Consider the following 22,374-nt stretch of genomic DNA (forward strand, 5'->3'; position numbering starts at 1 on the left):
AATCTTATTTAATTGTTAAAGTTCCTGTAGTTTGTAATAGTTTTCTGTAAGCCAATGCTGCATCTGCTTTTGCGTTGATCACTCCTACATTAGAGGAAATCTGAGCTGCATCTGCATCTAAAAGTTCGGTCATGGTAGCCAAACCGTTATCGTATTTATTTTTTGTAATTCTGTAATTTTCATTAGCTTGTTCAGCCGCTTTTTCATACACTGCGATTCTCTTTTTTGAGTAATCTGTGTTCTGGTATTCTCTGTTGACATCAAGCTTAATGTTATCATTCAGTAATTCATCAGTTGCTGCCAGTTGCTTTTCTCTGGCCTGAGACTGCTTCAATGAAGAATTTTCTTTCCAGATATTGGATAAGTTATAAGAAACTCCCACTCCAACGTTCACCGCATTGTAAAGGGTAAGGAATTTAGGAATGTCTGCCGCTACATAACCTCCCGTGAAGGCAATAGAGGGAAGATTTTCCGCTTTTGCCGATTTCGATCCCAATTCAGCTGCTTTTCTTTGCTGAGCTAATGCCTGTAAGTCTTTACGGTTTTCTTTGGCTTCATTAACGTAATAATCTACTGCCTTCACTTCAGAACCTTCCTCAATATAATTCTGATCTACTTCAATTTCGGTCGTTTCAGGAATACCTAATAAAAGATCCATATTGATGTTGGCAATATTGTAGTTGTTTTTGGCCTCCAATAATTGCAATTCGATATTGGACGTCTGAAGATTGGCCTTTAAACGGTCATTTCTCGCAATAACTCCGTTGTTTTCCAGTTTAAGAAAAGTCTCGTCCCTTTTTTGGGAAGCAGTAAGGTTTTCTTCTAAAACTTTGATAGATTGGTTTGCCTTAAATAAATTATTATAAGCCTGAGCAACGTTATAGGCAATTGCTATCTTATCATTTTCCGTGCTTAATTTGGATGCTTCCACCAAATATTTGGCAGACTGAATACCATATTTGATTCTTCCACCACTGTAAATAGGAACACTAAGATTCACGGATCCATACGCAACCTGATGCACTTCCGGACTTCCCGCTCCTGCTCCCGAACCGCCGGAAAGCTTTAGATCAATCGTAGGTTTAATAGGAAGATACATATAACTTCCTGAAACTTTCAATTCCGGAAGCTGTCTGTTTTTAGCTTCCAAAAGATCTGCCGTAGCTTCTTCAATCTTAGCGGCATCGATCTTAAGGTTTTTACTGTTCTGGATTCCCAGCTGCACGGCTTCGTCGAGAGTGAGCTGTTTTTTCTCCTGAGCATTTAGGGCTGCTACTCCCATAAAAAGGGATAATGCCAACACCGAGTTATTTATTCTCTTCATAACCTAAAAGGTCTTTTAGTAAGTATTTTATATGTTTATTAAGTTCTGTGTAATATTTTTCTTCAAAAACTTCATCGTCTTCCGTATCGTTTAGAAACTCTTTGTACATTTCTTTGGCATTGGATGCATAAAATAAGGTTCCGCTTACCGTAGCATGAAGCAAATAGATCGGAGGATTTTTGGTGAAAATTCCTTTTTTCAAACCGCTTTCAAGAACCTGAGAATACATGGAAATAAAGCCCATCTTCGTTTGCTTTAGAAATTCCACAATCTGCGTATTTTCCGTGTAAAGCTGTTCCCGCTGCATGATCCTGTAAAAGCATTTGTGATGTCTTACTCTTCCCGAAAACTGATCAACGATTTTTTCAATCTTCTGCCATTCATCGATATCTGTTCTTTCAAGGATATCTTTGGCAAAGAACTGACCTTCACTCATTCTGTATTCTACCAATTTTTCGTAGAGCTTCTCTTTAGATCCGAAATAGTACGAAATCATAGAGATATTTACATTCGCTGCCTTGGAAATCTCTCTTGTGGAAGTTCCTTCAAAACCTTTTTCAGCAAAAAGCTTCTCGGCGGCAAATAATATATTTTCTTCTTTTGAAACCATAGTATTCTATTTTTCAGAGCGCAAATGTACATAAGATTTTTAAAAAATCAAACGATTGATTGGTTTTTTAATGAAGATTTAATATTCGCTAATATAAATAGCTGAAATTTATGAAGTTGTAAATCAAATTGAATATGATTTCATTTAATATAACACCTGATTTTCATAAATAACAAAGCTATTTACATTAATATTCATTGTTTTTTTACACAAAAGATCAATGAAAAGGTAAAAAGATCCGTTATCCTGTACTGTCTTTGTTTACTAACTAAACAAAATTCCTGGCGATACTCCTTAAAATAATAAATGTAATATGATTCAAATACATAGTGAAATCAAGTGGGCGAAAAAAGAGATTGTCTACCAATAGTAAAGTCTGGAAAATATCCAGACTTTATGTAATATTATTAAAAATTTGCCACGGTGTACGCTGGCTGAATTATGTACTTTTATGAATATATCGTGATAATTTTATACCAAGATCGGTCCATACAATTTTAGGATTTCCATTTCGCGTCAAGTGCAGATCTGCAGTATTGATTTCTTCCAAAATACTTTCAATATTGGCACCGCTTATAAATTTTGAAAACCCGGCCCAGTTGAATCCATCGGCATTAATTTTTTTATACACCAGATTTTCAGACTGGTAATTCTGAAGCAGAGCAAGTCTGAAGATTTCAGAGCAGTAGTTCAGGAAATTTTTCTGTTTTTCTCTGTTCCATCCCGCAATTTCTCTGGCCCAGAAGATGATACTTTTCAAGAATTGAGGTTTCTTTTTAACCATAAATGCATCACGCACCCATTGTACAAAAAGCTTTTCAAACTCATCACTTTTATGTCCGGAATTTAAAATCTTAAGTGCTTCATTAAGATCTCCCTGTGCTTCATGAACGATTTCCCTGATCTTTTCATCAGCCATTGAAAAGTTCGTCTTAAGATGATTTTCCAAGTCTTCATCATGGATTCTGGGAACTTCCACGATTTGTGTTCTGGAAAGAATGGTGGGAAGAATATCGTTGGCTGTTTCAGCGGTAAGAAGAATCAGTGTTTTTGCCGGCGGTTCTTCCAAAAATTTTAAAAATTTGTTGGCTGCCGCCACATTCATTTTATCCGCTCTCCAAACGATCAGGATTTTAGTTCCGCCTTCAAAACTTTTCAATGCAAACTTCTGATTCTGATCATCAATTTCATCTGCGGAAATAAAAAGCTGCTTGTTTTCAGATTCCAGAAAAGCGGTCCAGTCGTCATAGCTTGCATAGGGAGAAGCCATGATCATTTCCCTGAACTCTTCAAATTTATTTTTGCTTAAAGAATTTTTGTTATCGGTAAAAACCGGAAAACTGAAATGCAGATCCAAATGATTCAGATGCTCTACTTTCGAAGCAGCATGCTCATTTTCCCGTCGAAATACTTCTTTGGCATAAGCCATTACCATAGGAAACGTTCCATACCCTTCTTTTCCTAAAAAAAGCTGGGCATGACTCACTCTGTTTTCAGCAATGCTTTCCCGAAGAAGTTTTTTCAGATTTTCCTGTCCGGCAATGTTCTCCCAATTCATGTTCCAAAGATAAAAAAAACTGGATAAGAATCTGAAGTTAAATTTTGGGAATAAGGATCAGTGATAGATTTTCTGACGGGATAAGAGTTTTGGGTCGGAATGACGGGGTCTCAGGATATGGTTTACCAGTGGCTGATTAAAATTAAAAATACGATTATCGGGGTTTTGATGTTCAATATCCGCTTGGATCGATTCCAAAAAAAATCAATTTTTTATAGTAGCTATCCGATCATTGATATAGTATTGCTTGCCACTTGAATTCAGGCTCCTGAACTCCTTAACCCAATTCACCATTCATTATTCACTTCTGGTGTTTCATTAATAAATCCTCAAAAAACCCCATCAGTTCACGCCTTAACAAACTTTAACCACATATAATTTTTACAATTCATTAATATTTAAGATATTTGCGCATTGTTTTAAAAATAAAGAATGAAAAAAATCTTTGCGGTATCATTCATATCAGTTGGATACTTCCTAAATGCACAGAGTATAAGCAACTCTCCGTATGCAACTTATGGAATTGGAGATGTAAAATATGATAATACTATTGAAACTGCCTCTATGGGTGGTATTTCTACTGCTTATATCAGTGATTTCACGAGCAGCTTCAATTTCGCAAACCCTGCGAATAACTCTAATTTCGAGCTTACAAGCATAAGACTGGAAGCTACGAACGAAAACAATTACTTCAAAACAAATTATAACGATACGAAGTCTACCAAGCACTCTACGTATCTTTCTAATATCTCGTTAGCTTTTCCTTTGTCTCCAAAAGTGAAGATGGGACTATCCTATCAACCTTACAGCTCAAAAAGTTATGACATTGTAAATACTGTTGAAAAATACGAAACAATCGATAATATCCAGACCTTAACCGGATATTTTACGAATCGTTTTAAAGGAAGTGGAACTTTGAATACTGCTCAGGCAGCTGTGTCTTATAAAATCGACCAGAATTTTGCTGTAGGTTTAAGAGCGAACCTTTACTTTGGAAATCTTTACGATCTGAATGAGCTCAAGTCTTATGATAAAGACGGAGTTTCCAATGCTGAATACATCAACGGTTATGAAACCAAAAACAGCATCAAAAACTTCAATTTCACTCTTGGTGGAAGCTATCAGAGCCTGAATAGCCGTACAGATAAAAAATTAACGATTGGTGCTACTGCTACTTTCGGGAATACCAGCAAAATGATTACGGACTATACCAACAGTACTTATCTCTATGCGGATGCTGCCAATTCTGTAAAGACCTCAGAAACTATTATAGATCAGAAAAGTACGAGTAATAAAAACCTTCTTCCTTTACAAGCATCTTTAGGGGTAGGTTACGGAAGTGAAAATCATTGGTTTGTATCCGGACAGCTTGATTACAAAAAAGGGGAAGATATTTCCTATTTCGGGAAAACTTTTGATTTCCAGGATACCTACAGAATATCTGCCGGAGGATGGTATCTACCCAACTACAACAACTTCAGAAACTACTTCTCAAGGGTAGTCTACAGATATGGAGCTTTCTATGAAAGAGGAAATCTTAAAATAGACGGTAACAGCATCAATAAGTTCGGAATTTCAGGAGGCGTATTGCTTCCATTCAAAACAAGCAGCATCACAAGAATGAGCGGTCTTGAATTAGGGATAGAAGTAGGAAAAAGAGGAACTCTTAAAAATAACCTGATCAATCAGAATTTCATTAATCTGAAAGTCGGCTTCAACTTTGCTGACCGATGGTTCAGAAAGAATCTGTACAACTAAAATGAATTTTTCAAATAAAATATCATATAAAAATATAGCATGCCTTTTTAGTTGTGCTATATTTTTTATATTGACATCCTGCGAAGAAGACCTTACCAAAGCCAACGGAAGTAAAAGCAAGAACTTCCCGTCGCAGATCATTAATAATGCCAATATCATCCAGCGAGATTCAGGCTTTATATCTTTAAAGGCTAAAGCTCCCATTATTGAAAAATATGAATTGATCGACAGCCCTTATGTGGTAGCAAGAAAAGGAATTAATATAGAATTTTTCGATAAAAAGAAACCTAAAGTTCCGGGTAAAATTACCGCTAAATATGCCCGTATTTTTGAATATAAAAAATTCTACGAGGCCAAAGGTGATGTGAGAATTACTACGAATGAAGGACAGCGCTTCGCGATGCAGAGCGTTTACTGGGATCAGAAAAAAAACAGAATTTACACCAAAGATACGGTATACGTTACCATGGAAGATGGCTCTACTCTGGTGGGCGCCAATGGGATGACAGCTAAGGATGATTTCTCTGAATATACTTTCTTCAATAATTCGGGAGACTTCAGCACAAAAAGACTCGAAGAAAAAAAAACACCACAGTAACATGAAATTTCAGGCTCTTGGACTCATGTCCGGAACCAGTCTGGATGGTCTGGATATTTGCTTTGCCGCTTTTGAAAAAGAAAATGACTGGAATTTTCAGATCTTAAAGGCTGAAACCCTCCCCTATCCTAAAAACTGGGAAAATAAGCTCAGACATTCTATCCATTTATCTTCAGAAGAATTATTGGAACTTCATTCAGAGTATGGTTTTTATCTGGCCGGGAAGGTGAATGAATTTATTCAAAAAAACCATCTTGAAAATATCAATGTGATCGCGTCTCATGGTCACACGGTTTTTCATCAGCCTCAAAAGAAATTTACCCTGCAAATCGGGGACGGCAGAGCCATCAAAATAAAAACGGGAATTCCTGTTATTTATGATTTCAGGAGCCAAGATGTCCTTATGGGAGGAAACGGCGCTCCATTAGTGCCTATCGGTGATGAATTACTCTTTTCTGAATACGACGCCTGCCTGAACCTTGGAGGCTTCTCCAATATCTCTTTAAAACAGGATAATAAAAGAATAGCATTCGATATTGCCCCAGTTAACATTGTTTTGAACAGACTTGCCCAGAAATTCAATAAAAATTTTGATGAAAATGGTGATCTGTCGAGGAGGGGTCAAATCAATACAGATATTGTATCCCAGCTTAATGCCTTAGATTTCTACAGCCTGCCGCACCCCAAATCCTTAGGTATTGAATGGTGTCATGAGTCTATTTTTCCACTATTGGAAAATATAGAAACAGCTGATGCGATGGCCTCGTTTACTGAACATGTGGCTCAGCAAATATCAACTGTCATTAATAAAAACAGTTTAAAAAATGTTCTCTGCACCGGCGGAGGCACTTACAATACTTTCCTTATTGAAAAGATCAAAGAAAAAGCTGGCTCCGTAATCATTATTCCCGACAAAGAAACGATCGATTACAAAGAAGCACTCATCTTTGCTTTCATGGGGGTTTTAAAGATGAATAATGAGATCAATGTCCTTTCTTCCGCAACCGGTAGCATAGCAGACCACAGTTCAGGAATTGTGGCATAAAAAAACCTCCATTACTGAAGGTTTAAATATTATTTGTAAGCTTCGATCTTATCCGTCAATGTATTGATAAAGTTCTGAAGCGGTTTTTCCACCATCATTTTGATAAAAGGATTGAATTTTCCTTCAAAAAGCATCTGAACTTCAGTTTGATTTTCGCTGATAGGATTTAAAGTGGCTGTTAATGTAAAGTCAAGACTTGAGCTTGCTGACTTCAAAACAGCTTTCTGCTCATCTACTTCATCTATTTTCAGAGCAATTTCAGGCATTCCCTGAAGGCCGAATTTGAAGCCGTTATCTCTGGTTTCAAACTTCTGAAGACCGTCCGGCATAAAATCTTTATAGTTTTCAGGTGATTTCAACAATTCAGACAATTCTTTAGATGATTTATTGACAATAATTTTTCGTCCTTCTAAATTCATTTTTTATTTTTGTATTTAAATTCTTAATTCTTACAAATGTATAAAGTTTTTGTGAACGAAAAAAAATTATTAATGTCTAAGCATCCGGAGAATCTTGAAAAAGATCTCAGGTTCGAAAGTTTCACAACTTTAGAGATTGCCTTAGATCTTTTAGAAAACACTTCAGTGAAAGAGCTGAATGTTTTTGGTGAGAATATTGAAGAGATCTGGAAAGAGTTCCAACAGCTTTTCAGAATTATAGAAGCCGCAGGAGGTTTAGTCACCAATCCTCAGGGAGAGCTTCTCTTTATTAAAAGATTGGGCAAGTGGGATCTTCCAAAAGGCAAGATGGAAAAAGGTGAATCCAGAGAAGAATCTGCTATAAGAGAAATTGAAGAAGAAACCGGACTGAAGGATGTAGAACTGGGAAGATTCATCAACACGACTTATCACATCTACATTGAAAGAAACGGTGAAAAGATTCTGAAATGTACCCATTGGTTTGAAATGAGCTTTGATGGTGAAGATACGTCAAAACCACAGATCGAAGAAGGAATTACGGAAGTAGCATGGAAAAACACCCCCCAGATCGAGGAGGAAGTTTTCCCAAGTACTTTCCAAAATATTAAGCTTATCGTAAATGATTTCTGGAATTTACAACTTAAATAAATTCTATTGATTTTTCAAGGGCAATTCCTCTTGAACCTTTTAAAAGGATATTTTCAGAATGAATTGTATTCTGCTTAAGATATTCTATCAGTTCTGCAGTATTGTCAAATGACAATGCTGAAGGATTGACCGATTTAAAATACTTTCCTACCGTAATGATCTGATCAAAAGCTAGTTCCAGGGCAAGTTTTAAGATACTCTGATGTTCTTTCTCACTTTCTTCTCCCAATTCAAGCATATCTCCGATAATGATGGTTTTACGGCCTTCAAACGTGGCAAAATTATGCAGAGAAGCTGTCATAGAACTTGGATTAGCATTGTAGGTATCTAAGACTAATGTTCTCTCCTCTTTCTTCACAACTTGTGAACGCATATTGGTTGGAGTATAGTTTTCAACAGCATGCTTTATTTTTTCAAAGCTGATTCCAAAATGCAGTCCAAGGCTGGCTGCAGCACATAGATTGGTAAAATTGTATGCTCCGGTCAGTTTTGAAACAGCCTTAGTCCCCTGATACTCCATTCCTACAAAATGATCTTCCGAAAGCAATCCAAACTGATAATCTGAATTCTCCTTTCCAAAACTAATTTTGGGGGTATAATTTTTTGTTTTTTCTGTCTGAACAGAATCATTATCATTGACTACAATGGTGTGATGATGGCTTTTCAAATAATCATAAAGTTCAGATTTCCCTTTGATAACACCTTCAAATCCACCAAATCCCTCCAGATGAGCTTTTCCAAAATTGGTAATATATCCAAAATCAGGCTGTGAAATCGTACATAAAAGTTCGATTTCTTTCTGATGATTCGCCCCCATCTCTATCACAGCCATCTCATGCTCTGCCTTAATAGAGAGAATGGTTAATGGAACACCGATATGGTTATTTAAATTTCCATACGTATACTGCACATTAAATTGCTCTGAAAGAACGGCATGAATGATCTCTTTTGTCGTTGTTTTCCCGTTGCTTCCCGTAAGTCCGATCACAGGAATCTTAAGCTGATTTCTGTGATGAATGGCAAGCTGCTGAAGAAATTCCAGGGTAGATGGAAAATAGAAAATGTTTTTATCCTTATTTTCAAATTCCTTTTGCTCTACAATCACAGCCAAAGCTCCGTCATCTGCAGCTTTTTCTGCAAAGATTGCGGCATTGAAGTTATCACCTGAAAAGGCAAAGAAAATATCATTCTTCCCGACTTTTCTGCTGTCGATCGTCACTTTATCTGATTTTAAAAATAACGGATAAAACTGTTCTATATTCATGGGTCAAAAATAAAAAACCTTCCGGAAATCCGGAAGGTTTTTTATAAGTATTTTGATAATATTATCTTCTAGTTCTGCCCTTATCATTAGCTCTGGCATCCTGTGCAACACGGAAACCAATCCATCCATAAGCTTTACCTTGGTTTTTGTATCTTCTTTGTCCCGGATCCAGCCAATATGCTGTATCCTGCCAAGAACCACCTTTTACAACTCTTACGTCGTTAGACATTGCTGATGTTCTGTCTTTGGTATCTTTCTGAAGTTTAACTCTTCCTCCTGCATCTACTATAAATCTCTTTTGAGGAGAATTATACATATCGTATGCAGCAGCTGAGTCTGAAGTTCTGTAGTACTCTAAAGAAGACTGTCTGTCCCCATCTCTGTAGTTTCTGTAGTCTGCGATAGTTTCTCTTTCAAACTGTCCAGGAAGTCCTCTGTACACTAATCTTCCGTCGGCTAACGTATCATACTTGATAGTTCCTTCGTCGATCATTTTGTAAGTTCCGTCTCCGTTTCTTACAACAGCCTGAGGCATATTTCCTCTATAGTAATTGAAGTCGCTGAAATCTTCATCAATGATAGGTCTGTATACGTCAGCCGTCCATTCTGAAACGTTTCCGTACATCCCATAAATCCCAAGATCATTAGATGGATATTGTCTTACGTCTGCAGTTTGTGCTGCTCCGTCATTTTTCCATCCTGCGATACCTGAATAATCCCCTGTACCCATTTTGAAGTTTTCAAGGAACATTCCTTTATCTTTTCCTTTGGTTCCTCTTAATCTTTCGATTTCAGGTTTTTTACCAAGGTATTGATTGTATTCTCTGTTCTTAGCCATACCAAGAGCTGCATATTCCCATTCTACTTCGGTAGGAAGTCTGAACTTCTGAACCATTGAAGAGTTTGGTGCTCTGTTTGCAGAAAGTAATCTCTGGTTGGTAGTCTTCATCCCAGATTTTTGCTGCATTCTTTTCTCGTTGATATATCCTTGCATTTCCGGATCATTCGATTTGAATTTATCCATATTAAATGCTGTTCCTCCCTGGTTATTGGATTCGTTGATGTACAAATCTTTAGCAATAACTCCTGCCTGCATCAAAGCTTTTTCATTAGCTCTGTCTGTAAGCCATTCACAATATCTGTTGGCCTGAGTCCAGGAAACTCCTACTACCGGGTAGTAATCGAATTCTGGCGAACGCAGATAAGTTTCATTATAATCGTTTCTAGCAAGTTTATTATCCCAAAGCAGAGTATCTGGCAAGGCGCCGTTATAGATCTCTTTAAAGCTAGGGTCACTTGGAGGGAATACATACTTCAACCATGTAAGGTATTCGCGGTATTCGTAGTTAGTAATTTCTGTTTCTCCGATAAAGAATGAACTTACCTGCATTCTGCGAGGTGTATTATTCCAATCATGCATAACATCATCTTTCACTAATCCCATTGTAAAAGTTCCACCTTCTACATATACCATTCCTGGCCACCCCTTCTGCTTTTGTTGCTTTCCTGCAAAAAACCAACCTTGTTTTTCGTTTGGTTTCCAACCCGTCTTGCTGACAAACTTTTTAGTACCGCCTCCTTTGCTGGTACCTGATCCGCCACAGCTGGTTAATGCAAGTGTAGAACTTAATGCTATTAATGAAAACAACTTTAGTTTTTTCATAGTCGATATAAATATTTTCAAAGTACAAAGAAAAAATAAATTATTCAATAAATCAAGTAAACATTTGATTTTTTTGAAAAACGTTAACAAATTAATTTTATTGTATCACAATTTAATTCTAAAATTTTCATTTTATTTGTAATTCAGAAATTTTAATAATAAACATGAAACAAAAAATCACCTTTTTATTACTATTCTCTTTTGTATCAGCACTTTGGGCCCAAAGAAAAGCCATAGAATGGGAAGGCTCTAAAATTCAGGATTTCGGTGACACAAAATTAAATCTTCCAAATTTCAAAAATGAGGGTTTTTCGTTCAGCCAAAATAATGTTTTTATCATCACCAAGCAAAAAATAGGAGAAAAGCAACTGAAAGTTTCGGACCTTGCCTGGGAAAGTGTTTCCAATAGAGATCTCTATGACCTGGATAAGGGAAGGCTGCCCGATTATGACGTTGCAGATATTGCCTATTATACTATAGAAGGAGAAAGGTATGCAAGCATCAGTGTCTCTTTATTTAAAAATGTAAAGGGACGTGTGCAAAGACTTTCCTCATTTAATATTTCTGAAACCTCAGCACCCAACAATTTCAGATCCGGAAATGCCAATAAAGTGGGAAGTACAGCAAACCCTCTTTCTGCCGGCGGATTTTATAAAATTAAAGTAGACCGGTCCGGAGTATTTAAAATTACAACACAGTTTTTAAAAGATAACGGGATTAATCCGGCTTCTGTAAATCCGAAAAATTTCAGAATTTATGGAAACGGAGGGGTCATGCTTCCTGAGCACAATCAGGATACCAGATACAGTGCTCTTCAGGAAAATGCCATCCAGGTGGTCGGTGAAGAAGATGGGGTATGGAATGACGGAGACTATGCCCTGTTCTATGCTCAGGGACCCAACGGATATAATCTTTATGATAAATCTAATGGAAGTGGTTTTAAAAGAATAGACACAAGAACCGACCAAAGCAACAATCTCAAAAATATCTACGAAGATTTTTCATACTATTTTATCAATTTCGACAAAGGAGCCGGTAAAAGAGTACAGCCTGTGGATGCCAATCTTCCGGCAGGCAATTTAATTACCCGGTATGATAATTATCAGGTGATCAACAACGACCAGAAGAATCTTTTAAAAGTAGGGCGAATCTGGGTAGAAGACGCACCGTTTACAACAGACAAGACGGTTACTTTTACAACCAACTCCCCTATACAGTCTGGTGATGTCATCAAATACAGAACTCAGGTAATTGGCTACCGGTCTCAGAAAAACACGGTTGAATTCAAGATTAATAATCTAAATCCTGTGGTAAGGGATGTTCCAGCCAATACTGCAACGTATGCCTACGATTTTTACCAGCTGAAGTATGATGGTACCATATCCAATCTGAATGGAAATCAGATCACCTTTAATTATGCTCCCAATATTTCTTTAAATCCAAACGGAGCTTTCCATATGGATTATGTGGAGGTACAGTATAAAGAAAATCTCACCTTCAACGGCTCACAAATGAGTTTCAGAGATTTCTCGCTTACCAGCGGATCCAATACCAATTATGGCTTTGGAATATCTAATGCGACCAATCTTGAACAGGTGTGGGATGTAACGGATATTACGAATGCCAACAGAAGGGTGAATAAAGCAGGAGCAGGCAATTTCAATTTCGGCTACCTTACCTCTGATCCCAATTTTAATAATGAATTCGTTGCTTTCCGCGCTGATGCTGCCTTCAATCCGCAGTTTGTGGAAAGAATTGCCAACCAGAATCTTTCTGCATTGCAGAATGTAGATTATCTGATTATTACTGTTCCTGAAATGATGGGACAAGCGCAAAGACTGGCCAGCTATCACCAGACGAAAAATAACTATACAGTAGAAATCGTAGATGCCACTAAAATTTATAACGAATTTGGAAGCGGAAGCAGAGACCTTACTGCCATCAGAGATTTTGTAACAAAACTGAACAACAGTTCGAGGCTTAAATATGTATTTATTTTGGGAGATGCCTCCTATGATTATAAAAACAGAATCTCCGGCAATTCCAATATTGTGACCAGTTATCAGGGAGAGAATTCTGCAGATTTTGTAGGATCTTTCGTAACGGATGACTATATTGTAATGACCCAGCCACAGACCACAGAGTTCATTGAAAACAACCTGCCTGATGTACCTGTCGGAAGAATTCCGGCGGCTACTGTAACAGAAGCGGGAGATATGATGAACAAGACACTCGCGTATTACAATGCTTTACCGGGACAGTCTACTCCTTTCGGAGAATGGCGTATGAAGGTTGACTTTGTAGTGGATGATGATAAAGATGGCGGAAGTCCTTTCCATGAAGTAATGAATAATACGCTGTCAAGTATTTTTGAACAACCTGGACAGGTGGATCTGAAAGAATATAATGTAAGAAAACTATACCTGGATGCTTTCCCTGCACAAAGTACGGCAGCGGGACAAAGATTCCCTCAGGTCACTCAGGCCATCTCAAATGATATCGGAAACAGTCTTTATTTATTCTATTTCGGACATGGAGGTATTAACGGATGGGCTCAGGAAAGAGTATTAACGAGTACGGAGATCCAGAATTCCAATAACTTCTCGAATGTTTACAGCAGATTTCCATTTGTATCTACCATTACGTGTGAATTTACATTATGGGATGAGCCGGGTACTTCTTCAGCAGGAGAACAATTCATTAAATTGAAGCAAGGAGGCGCTGCTGCGATGATTACTTCAAGCCGTGCTATCGGGGTAGATTACGGTCGCCTTTTTACCGATACTTATACCAAGAATATCTTTAAGCTTGTCAATGATGACTTTGAAACTTTAGGGTACGCCCATTTAAATGCTAAAAAACAAAAAGGCGCCAACATTGACCACCTGAAGGTTAATTTCCTTGGAGATCCCGCTATGAAACTTAGCAGACCTCAGAGACAGCTTGTCATCGATGGGATCGACTCACCGGTTCCGGGATTGATCAGAGGTTTGGATTTCATTAAAGTAAAAGGACACATTAACAATCCTAACGGAACGCTTAACACAACGTTTAACGGAAGGGTTTCTATCAATATTTTTGATAAGAGATTAAACAAAAAGACCCTGAATAACGACGGAGTATTATCTCCAGTTATGGAATACACAGAAGAAGGAAGTGCGATCGTTAAAGCTTCAGGAACTGCTGTAAACGGAGTATTCAATGTAGAATTCTATGTTCCGAAGGATATTAACTATGCCGTAGGACAAGGAAGAATATTAGGATACGCTGACAATAAAGGAACAGATGTATTTAACAATCAGGCTGTACAGGTAGGAGATATTAATCCTAACGGAATTAATGATAATGAGCCTCCAAAAGTAAGATTGTATATGAATAATACAAATTTTGCTGATGGTGGAATTACAAATCAGAATCCGATGCTTTTAGCGTGTGTCACTGACGATACGGGAATCAACTCTACCGGATCCGGTATTGGTCACGATATTACGGTTTATCTTGATGGCCAGATCATCAATACGGTAGTGCTGAATGATTTCTTTGCTTCCGGCGAAGGAAACGGATGTTTAAGCCCTAGTCTTGCCGACTACCAGAAGGGGAATGTAACCTATCCTTTCAGGAACCTTGCGATAGGACAACACCAGCTGACATTTAAAGTTTGGGACATAAACAATAATTCGACAACTGCTACGTTAAACTTTGAAGTTAAGGATGAAGCTGATCAGCATCTGATCATCAACAGACCGCTGAACTGGCCGAATCCATTTACCAATAAAACGTACGTCCAGTTTGAGCATAACTGCGATGATATTCTGGATGTGAATGTTCAAATTTATACGATAACAGGAAAATTAGTAAGAACATTATCTCAGCCGGTAGTCGCAGAACCCTTTCTACAGGGCTTTAGAACGCCGCGTCAGGCAATAGAATGGGACGGAAGAGACGATTTTGGGGCAACTGTTGCAAAAGGTACGTATATTTTTAAGATATTTGCAAAAAGTCAAAACCAAGAAAAATGCAAAGGAAGTGCCACAGCTGTAGAAAAAATGGTACTTTTGAAATAAATTAAATAATACATAGATAACAATATTTATAAAAAACTGATAATATATAAAAGACAACATATGAATTTAACTACTAAACTGCTTTTGGGATTTGGTTTAAGTGCTGGTTTTTTAGGCTATTCGCAAGATTTAAGTAAAATAAATCCAGTATTGACCGGAGCTCCGTTTTTAAGAATTGCACCCGATGCAAGAGCTGGAGGTATGGGAGACCAGGGGGTAGTAACCTCTCCGGATGCATTTTCACAATTCTGGAATGCGGCTAAATATCCTTTTAGCAGAACAAGTTCTTCCATAGGTCTTAACTATACACCTTATATGGGAAAACTTACCAATGATGTATTTTTACTATACGGTGCGTTCCATAAATTCTTAGGACAGGAAGAAAGATCTACCATCTCTGCGAGTATCTATTATTTCAACATGGGTGAAGTAGACCTTACTCAGTTAGTAGGTTCAGAGGTAACATCGATGGGTACATCGAAACCTAATGAATTCTCCATCGACGTTGCGTACGGTCTGAAACTTTCTGATTCTTACTCAATGGCCGTTACCGGTAGATTCATTCGTTCTGATTTGGCCGGAGGTTTCAACACAGATACTACTCTTAAAGCTGCGAACTCTTTTGCAGTAGACGTTTCAGGATACTATACTTCTCCTAGATTTTCAAGTTTCGGAGGGTATGACGGAAAAGTGAACGCTGGTTTCGCAGTTCAGAACCTGGGTCCGAAATTAGACTATACAGGAAATGAAGAATCAAGATCTTATCTGCCTACAATGGCAAGATTAGGACTTGGATATGATATGTATTTAGATGATATGAACAAGATCGGACTAAGTGTAGAAGGTTCAAAAATCTTGGTTCCGGGATCAGAATACGTAGGAATAGATCCTAATACAAGACAGCCTAGATATGAGATTCCTAATGTGGGACCTATCGCTGGTATTGGAAAATCTTTCAAAAATAAAAACAGTATCATGTACAGTGGTGCTTTAGAATATTCTTATGACAATGCATTTGCAGTAAGAACAGGTTACTTCCACGAAAGCGAAGAGCAGGGAGCAAGACAGTTCGCTACAGCAGGTATCGGATTGAAATACCGTTCTTTCGGACTTGATATTTCTTACCTGATCAATATGTCAAAAATCAATACTGCTTTGGATAACACCCTTCGTTTCGGTCTTACCTGGAACATTGGTGAAGAAACATCTAATGTAGATTATTAAGATATTTATACTCTGAATCAAAAGCCTCATTTTTATGGGGCTTTTTTTGTGAATGGTGACGAGTGAATGGTGAATAAGCTTCGCGGTCAATTGGCTTCGCCGTGAATTTTATAACCGCTTGACAAAGATTGACTATTCACCTGCAAAGCAAAATTCACCGTTTATTCTCAACCTAAAACAGGACAACCTTCCTACTCAATTCGTCACAAGACAACTCTCCCAATTGACAATTGGCAAATTATTACGGAAATATAATATTTAAGTTTGCAAAAGTCTTGTTTTTATAAGGCTTTTCTTGTTTTCAATAATTAATTTTGTAGTTATGAACTATTCAGCAGAACTCAAAAAATTTGTGACCAGTCAGTATGTATATTCTGCCATCAGAATTACGCTGGCCACTGTTCTGCCCTGCTTAGTCCTTGCCCACTTTGGAATCCTGAAAGAATACTTTCTCTTTCCTCTCGGAACCAGCTTTGTAGCCTTATGTGACCAGCCCGGACCTTTTATCAGAAGGAGAAATGCACTGACCTTTGCTATTTTTTGCTTTGTCTTCGTAGCGTTGATTGCCAGCCTTGTGATGAATTTTAAAATTCTGGTCCTGCTCGAGATCATTGCTTTCGGAATGTTTTTCTCCCTGATCGGAGTGTACGGACAGAGACTTGCTGCCGTGGGCTCATTATCTCTTGTTGTATTGGCCATCTTTATCGATGGGCATCTTACGGGAGGGAACATCCTTAAAAGTTTGCTGATCTTTGCATCCGGATGCATCTGGTTCCTGCTGATATTCCTTGTGGTTACGACCATCCAGCCTTATAAACTGGCGGGACAGATGATTGGCGAAAATTATCTCCAGCTCGCAGAATTCTTAAAAATAAAAGCGAATTATTACCAGAAAAACCCAGACTTTGACAGGCTGACGATCCAGGTGATAGCCAAACAGGTCGGAATCAAAAACCTTCAGGAAGAAACCCGCGAAACCGTTTTCAAGACGAGGACCATCGTTAATGAATCTACCACAACCAGCCGGCTGCTCATGTTGATGTTCCTGAATTCGATGGACCTTCATGAAAAGCTGATGACCTCTGAAAGCGACTATCAGAAATTGCAACAGAGTTTTGAAGACAGCATGATCCTGGTTAATATCCATGATTACCTCAATCTCCTTGCGGAAGAAATTACCAATATCGGAATCTCGCTTCAGATTGGAACGAGAGCCAAACCTCTATTTGATCTGGAGCTTGAACTGAAAAATCTGAATTCTCATTATTTCGAACTCCGCAATAAACAGATGAATCCGGATAATCTTGAAAATTTCATGGTTCTTCGTCAGATTTTAATGCGTATCAATGAGATCACAAAGGAGATTAATGAGATCTATAAAGTATTTTCCCAAAACGTAAAACTGGCGAAAAGTCTTTCTACAGGCCTGGATTTAAAAAAATTCATGCCTAATGAAGAGAAGCTTAACATCAAAGTTTTAAAGAACAACATTTCACTTTCATCATCTCAATTCAGACATGCCATTAGAATCACGACGGCCTTACTGGTGGGATATATCTTTTCCATGTTTGATCTTCTGGGCCTTGGTCATACCTACTGGATTCTGATCACCATTACGGCGATATTGAAACCGGCCTACTCTATTACCAAAAAGAGAAACCTTCTCCGTTTATACGGAACCATTGCAGGAGCAGTTATAGCCTACACTATTCTGCATTTTATCCATATCAATGCCATATTGTTTACCATTCTTCTCTTGAGCATGATCATGTGCTTCAGTTTTCTAAAAGGGCGCTACTTTTGGGCTGTTCTTTTTATGACGATTTATGTATTTCTGAGTTTTAATTTTTTAAATCCCGGAAATGTAGATGTGATTTTCAAAGACAGAATCCTCGATACATTGATTGCCGGAGTGATTGCCTCTACCGTCTCTTATCTTGTGCTGCCTGTATGGGAGCATACTCAAAATCTGGATCTGATGCAAAAGTCTGCGGCAGACAACCTCATCTATTTTGAGAGTGTCATTTCAAAATTCCTGGAAGGCGACTTTGACATTGAAGACTATAAAATGAAACGGAAAAATGCGATTATTTCGCTGGCTAACCTTTCGGATAATTTCCAAAGAATGATCTCCGAACCCAAAAATCAGCAGAAAAAACTGGAGGTGGTTCATCAGTTTGTGGCGACTTCACACCTGATCACTGCCTATACCGCTTCTCTTTCCCAATACTCCAAAAACGACGAAAAGTATCCTGAAATAGATGCTGAAAGCTGGAGCAGAAAAATCGGAGCAGAAATGCAGCAAACCTCTGTCCTGTTACACGGAGACGAGATCAATGAGGCTTTAAAAATGGAAAGCCGTCTGGAACCTGAAGATTCTTCCATAGAGGATATGCTTCTGAAAAGAAAGAACGAGATCGGGGAAAGTGATCTTGTCGACCGGAGAGATCCAGATAAAATTTCATATTTAACGGAACTTAAAAATATCCATGATATTCTGGAGCTGATCTATGATGTGGCCAAAGAACAGAAAAAAGTGATAGAAAAATACAGAAGTGAAGAGCATCCTATTCCTCCACAATCGTAAAGCAATATTCATCGAAAAATTCTACTCTCGCCTTGAACTCGTCTGAAAACTGTTCATCATAAACCCTGCAGCTTATCTTATGAAGATGTTTAAGCTCAAAGGGCTTCACTTCATAATTTTTTTTCAGAGACCAGTATTTTGAATGATGAATTTTGTACATGCTTTCCTTTACACTCCAAATAATAGTATAGAAAGCAGCCGCGTTATCTTCAGGAATGAATCCTCTTTCATTTTCGTAGGTAAATTTATCGATCACCCTTAAAATTTTGGGATTGAATTTCTCAATATCGATTCCTATTTTGTTTTTAGAGACGGCTATGGCGGCAAAAGGAAATGAATGGGTAATAGAGATTTCTGCATCTTTAGGAGACAGAAAAGGTTCTCTTTCTTTATATAGAATTTTAGAATGAGGTTTCAGAGTCTTTAGAAGCTTACGGACCATCAATACTTCCTGAAGTTTTTTGGGATGATAGTCTTTTACTTTTTCGGCATTTTCAGGTTCCAGAAGTTCGTTGATATCCAGTTCTTCGCTTTCATCATATTTCCATACAAGGATGGTGGCATGGTCATCTGAAAAATCTCGGTAAAGGGGCATTGTTTTTTTATTCGATAAAAGTAGTAAAAAGATGTGGAAGTTGGAAGCGAGAAGATGGAAGTTACTGTCCGTTCATAAAAAAGCTTTTAATTTATGATTAAAAAGAAGCTTAGGTGAAAAAATACTATTTTCTTTACCTCAACCCTGTCAACATTTATCTCCCGCTCCACTTTTCTGTCCAACGTGATCTATTTCGGCTGATGATTCACATCATTTCTATGCTCAAGAATATCAAGATTTTGATCAACAAAATAAGCACTTCCAAATCCGTTCACATAAGAACCTTTTACAGGTTGTAAAGCAATAAGGATGAAATCCTGCATTTCAGCGATGACATCCACTACTTTTCCATGGTTTTCTTTTAGCTTGGTAATGACGGTATTCCAGATTTCGGAATCTCTTTCAACCTGAGAAGCTGCTGCCTCAATGGTTAAACGTTCACGGGCGTAGATCTGTTTTGTAGCAGATTCATCCTCAATGAACATCACAGACGTTTTTCTTCCGTCGGCAAGGTTCTTTGTATGTTTTGCCATAAAAGAGACCAATATATATAAGGTAGTATTCACCTGTACAAAAGGAGCATAACTTGAGTTGGGAATTCCCTCTGCATCTACAGTAGCCAAAATCACACTTTTGGTGCGGTCTATCAGTTCTTTTACTTTTGGGGCAACAGGTTTTGCTTTTCTGCCGGCCTCATCCTGAGCATTGGTATGATTCATAGTGTAAAAATTTTATCTTAACAAAAGTAGTTATTTAGATTAAGACTAAATAATTTTAAGTAATGTATAATCTCATAAAACTGACCGGATCTGCCGTTTTTTTATCTAAATTATTAATTGTAATTTTGCATTTCGTTATCAACTGAATTTAAACTTATTCATTACATATGAGTACTACAACACAATACGTTCCTTACAAAGTGAAGGACATCTCCCTAGCAGAATGGGGAAGAAAAGAAATTACCCTTGCTGAAGCAGAAATGCCAGGTTTGATGTCTATCCGTGAAGAATACGGACCATCTCAGCCATTGAAAGGGGCAAGAATCGCCGGATGTCTTCACATGACCATCCAAACGGCTGTGCTTATCGAGACATTGGTGGCTTTAGGAGCTGAAGTTACCTGGTCTTCTTGTAATATTTTCTCTACACAGGATCATGCTGCTGCTGCTATTGCTGCTGCAGGAATTCCGGTTTACGCCTGGAAAGGCCTGAACGAAGAAGATTTTGACTGGTGTATTGAGCAGACTTTATTCTTCGGTGAAGACAGAAAACCATTAAACATGATTTTGGATGATGGTGGAGATTTAACGAACATGGTTTTCGATAAATATCCTGAATTCACAAAAGATATCAAAGGTCTTTCTGAAGAAACCACGACAGGAGTACACAGACTGTACGAAAGAATGAAAAACGGAACTTTAGTAATGCCTGCTATCAATGTCAATGATTCAGTGACTAAATCTAAATTCGACAACAAATATGGATGTAAAGAATCTGCAGTAGATGCTGTAAGAAGAGCGACAGATGTTATGTTGGCTGGAAAAAGAGTGGTCGTTTGCGGATACGGAGACGTAGGTAAAGGTACTGCAGCTTCTTTCAGAGGAGCGGGTTCTATCGTTACCGTTACTGAGATTGATCCGATCTGTGCGCTTCAGGCTGCAATGGACGGTTACGAAGTAAAAAGATTGGATACTGTGGTAGACAACGCAGATATCGTAATCACGACTACCGGTAACTTCAATATTGTAAGAGGAGAGCATTTCCTTAAAATGAAAGATAAAGCCATCGTTTGTAACATCGGTCACTTCGATAATGAAATCGATATGGCTTGGTTAAACAAAAACTACGGTCAGACGAAATCTGAAGTGAAGCCTCAAGTAGATATCTATACCATAGAAGGTAAAGAAGTAATCATCCTTGCTGAAGGTAGACTTGTTAACCTGGGTTGTGCAACAGGACACCCAAGTTTTGTAATGTCTAACTCTTTCTCTAACCAAACTTTGGCTCAGATCGAATTGTGGAACAACTCTGCAGCGTACGGAAACGAAGTGTATATGCTTCCAAAGCATTTAGATGAAAAAGTAGCTGCTTTACACCTTAAAAAATTAAGCGTTGAACTGGAAACTCTTTCTCCGGAACAAGCTGAATATATTGGTGTAGACGCAAAAGGACCATTCAAGCCTGAGTACTACAGATACTAAGATTTATTTCAATCTATATACAATCCCATTATGTTGAATAATGGGATTTTTTTTGTTCCAATATTTCTACACTCAATAAGTCATTCTTACTTTTGAAGATCAAAGAATAATGATTAAAAAGTATTTCCTTGTGGGTTTGATGGGCTCAGCTCCCATTTTTACAAGCTATAGCAGTGGTGACGATAGCCTGGTTAAAGTAGCACCCCCGCTGAATCTACCGCATGCTGTGGATTAACCATTGCTATCGGGGCTAGTGAATTCTCCCTTACCCTTTTCTCCGTATTTTACCCATATTTTTCTACTATGACCACTAAGTCTGGAAAAAATGAATATATTTAGCCCCTCAAATAAAACATATAATTAATGAAAAAGCAAAGAGTATCGAATGCATTCGTAGCCGCGTCTTGGGTAGCATTGGGAGCAGGAATGATAGGCTTCATCGTAGGTCTCGCAAGGGCTGAAATGCTGTTGAACGAAAAAGGATATTACTTTACCATCCTTCTTTATGGCCTTTTTGCCGTAGTTTCTCTGCAAAAAGCTGTCCGTGACCGTTTGGAAAATATTCCGGTAACGGATATTTATTATGGGATCTGCTGGTTTGCCACGCTTTCTTCCATTGTTCTTCTGGCTATCGGACTATGGAATGCCACCATCCTTCCAAGTGAAAAAGGATTTTATGCATTTGCCTTTCTTCTCGCCCTTTTCGGAGCGATCTCCGTTCAGAAAAATACACGGGACAATATGGCCCAGGAATAAAACAACAACGCTTCACTATTGGAGCGTTTTTTATTATAAAATACCCCGTTACGGGTAACGG

Annotated in this window: 17 protein-coding genes; 9 read left to right on the forward strand and 8 right to left on the reverse strand. The window is 38.0% G+C overall.

The window, feature by feature from the left end:
- Positions 1-4: 4 nt before the first annotated feature.
- The 3 genes from BW964_RS04985 to BW964_RS04995 all read right to left on the reverse strand — a co-directional run bounded on the left by BW964_RS04985 (position 5) and on the right by BW964_RS04995 (position 3,492).
- Complete coding sequence (locus tag BW964_RS04985) at positions 5-1,324, reverse strand: TolC family protein (RefSeq protein ID WP_076505191.1); 1,320 nt, start codon at positions 1,322-1,324, stop codon at positions 5-7.
- Entirely contained in the window at positions 1,308-1,934 is a 627-nt protein-coding gene (locus tag BW964_RS04990) for a TetR/AcrR family transcriptional regulator (RefSeq protein WP_076505193.1), read from the reverse strand. Before BW964_RS04990 ends, BW964_RS04985 begins: the two co-directional genes overlap by 17 nt.
- A gap of 439 nt (positions 1,935-2,373) precedes the next feature.
- Positions 2,374-3,492, reverse strand: coding sequence for a DNA polymerase III subunit (locus BW964_RS04995; RefSeq protein ID WP_076505195.1), 1,119 nt, complete (start codon positions 3,490-3,492; stop codon positions 2,374-2,376).
- A 432-nt stretch (positions 3,493-3,924) separates the two neighbouring features.
- Here BW964_RS04995 and BW964_RS05000 point away from each other — a divergent pair, with 432 nt between their 5' ends.
- Genes BW964_RS05000 through BW964_RS05010 form a run of 3 tightly spaced genes read left to right on the forward strand, consistent with a single transcriptional unit; the run spans position 3,925 to position 6,893 of the window.
- Positions 3,925-5,250: a hypothetical protein gene (locus BW964_RS05000; protein WP_076505197.1), complete on the forward strand. Its 1,326-nt coding sequence runs from the start codon at positions 3,925-3,927 to the stop codon at positions 5,248-5,250.
- Between the two features lies 1 nt (position 5,251).
- Complete coding sequence (lptC, locus tag BW964_RS05005) at positions 5,252-5,848, forward strand: LPS export ABC transporter periplasmic protein LptC (RefSeq protein ID WP_076505198.1); 597 nt, start codon at positions 5,252-5,254, stop codon at positions 5,846-5,848.
- 1 nt (position 5,849) lies between these two features.
- The gene (locus tag BW964_RS05010) at positions 5,850-6,893 is read left to right on the forward strand and encodes an anhydro-N-acetylmuramic acid kinase (RefSeq protein WP_076505200.1); all 1,044 of its coding nucleotides are present in this window, start codon (positions 5,850-5,852) and stop codon (positions 6,891-6,893) included.
- Positions 6,894-6,922: 29 nt separating this feature from the next.
- Here BW964_RS05010 and BW964_RS05015 read toward each other — a convergent pair whose 3' ends face one another.
- On the reverse strand, positions 6,923-7,312 hold the full coding sequence (locus BW964_RS05015) for an orotate phosphoribosyltransferase (protein WP_076505201.1): 390 nt from the start codon (positions 7,310-7,312) through the stop codon (positions 6,923-6,925).
- 36 nt (positions 7,313-7,348) lie between these two features.
- Here BW964_RS05015 and BW964_RS05020 point away from each other — a divergent pair, with 36 nt between their 5' ends.
- Positions 7,349-7,960, forward strand: coding sequence for an NUDIX hydrolase (locus BW964_RS05020; RefSeq protein ID WP_076505203.1), 612 nt, complete (start codon positions 7,349-7,351; stop codon positions 7,958-7,960).
- Here BW964_RS05020 and BW964_RS05025 read toward each other — a convergent pair.
- Together BW964_RS05025 and gldJ are read right to left on the reverse strand one after the other, a co-directional pair.
- Positions 7,953-9,224 carry a UDP-N-acetylmuramoyl-tripeptide--D-alanyl-D-alanine ligase gene (locus tag BW964_RS05025; protein WP_076505205.1) on the reverse strand — a complete coding sequence of 424 codons (1,272 nt, stop codon included), beginning with the start codon at positions 9,222-9,224 and terminating at the stop codon, positions 7,953-7,955. The genes BW964_RS05020 and BW964_RS05025 overlap by 8 nt on opposite strands.
- Positions 9,225-9,285: 61 nt before the next feature.
- Entirely contained in the window at positions 9,286-10,887 is a 1,602-nt protein-coding gene (gldJ, locus tag BW964_RS05030; protein WP_076505206.1) for a gliding motility lipoprotein GldJ, read from the reverse strand.
- 164 nt (positions 10,888-11,051) lie between these two features.
- On the opposite strand from gldJ, the gene porU reads away from it, so the two are divergent.
- From porU to BW964_RS05045, 3 genes are all read left to right on the forward strand, one after another.
- Entirely contained in the window at positions 11,052-14,951 is a 3,900-nt protein-coding gene (porU, locus tag BW964_RS05035; RefSeq protein ID WP_076505207.1) for a type IX secretion system sortase PorU, read from the forward strand.
- A gap of 60 nt (positions 14,952-15,011) precedes the next feature.
- Positions 15,012-16,175, forward strand: coding sequence for a type IX secretion system outer membrane channel protein PorV (gene porV, locus BW964_RS05040; protein WP_073332910.1), 1,164 nt, complete (start codon positions 15,012-15,014; stop codon positions 16,173-16,175).
- Between the two features lie 322 nt (positions 16,176-16,497).
- Positions 16,498-18,762, forward strand: coding sequence for an FUSC family protein (locus BW964_RS05045; RefSeq protein ID WP_076505209.1), 2,265 nt, complete (start codon positions 16,498-16,500; stop codon positions 18,760-18,762).
- Here BW964_RS05045 and BW964_RS05050 read toward each other — a convergent pair.
- Both BW964_RS05050 and BW964_RS05055 read right to left on the reverse strand, forming a co-directional pair.
- Complete coding sequence (locus BW964_RS05050; protein WP_076505210.1) at positions 18,743-19,357, reverse strand: 4'-phosphopantetheinyl transferase family protein; 615 nt, start codon at positions 19,355-19,357, stop codon at positions 18,743-18,745. The two genes, BW964_RS05045 and BW964_RS05050, sit on opposite strands and share 20 nt — an antisense overlap.
- A 188-nt stretch (positions 19,358-19,545) precedes the next feature.
- Positions 19,546-20,076, reverse strand: coding sequence for a HugZ family pyridoxamine 5'-phosphate oxidase (locus tag BW964_RS05055; protein ID WP_076505212.1), 531 nt, complete (start codon positions 20,074-20,076; stop codon positions 19,546-19,548).
- A 167-nt stretch (positions 20,077-20,243) separates the two neighbouring features.
- Here BW964_RS05055 and ahcY point away from each other — a divergent pair, with 167 nt between their 5' ends.
- Positions 20,244-21,557, forward strand: a complete 1,314-nt coding sequence (gene ahcY, locus BW964_RS05060) for an adenosylhomocysteinase (protein ID WP_076505214.1) — start codon at positions 20,244-20,246, stop codon at positions 21,555-21,557.
- Positions 21,558-21,920: 363 nt separating this feature from the next.
- On the forward strand, positions 21,921-22,313 hold the full coding sequence (gene yiaA, locus BW964_RS05065) for an inner membrane protein YiaA (protein ID WP_034728978.1): 393 nt from the start codon (positions 21,921-21,923) through the stop codon (positions 22,311-22,313).
- Positions 22,314-22,374: the final 61 nt, after the last annotated feature.

The sequence above is a fragment of the Chryseobacterium shigense genome (assembly GCF_900156575.1).
Taxonomy (GTDB): domain Bacteria; phylum Bacteroidota; class Bacteroidia; order Flavobacteriales; family Weeksellaceae; genus Chryseobacterium; species Chryseobacterium shigense.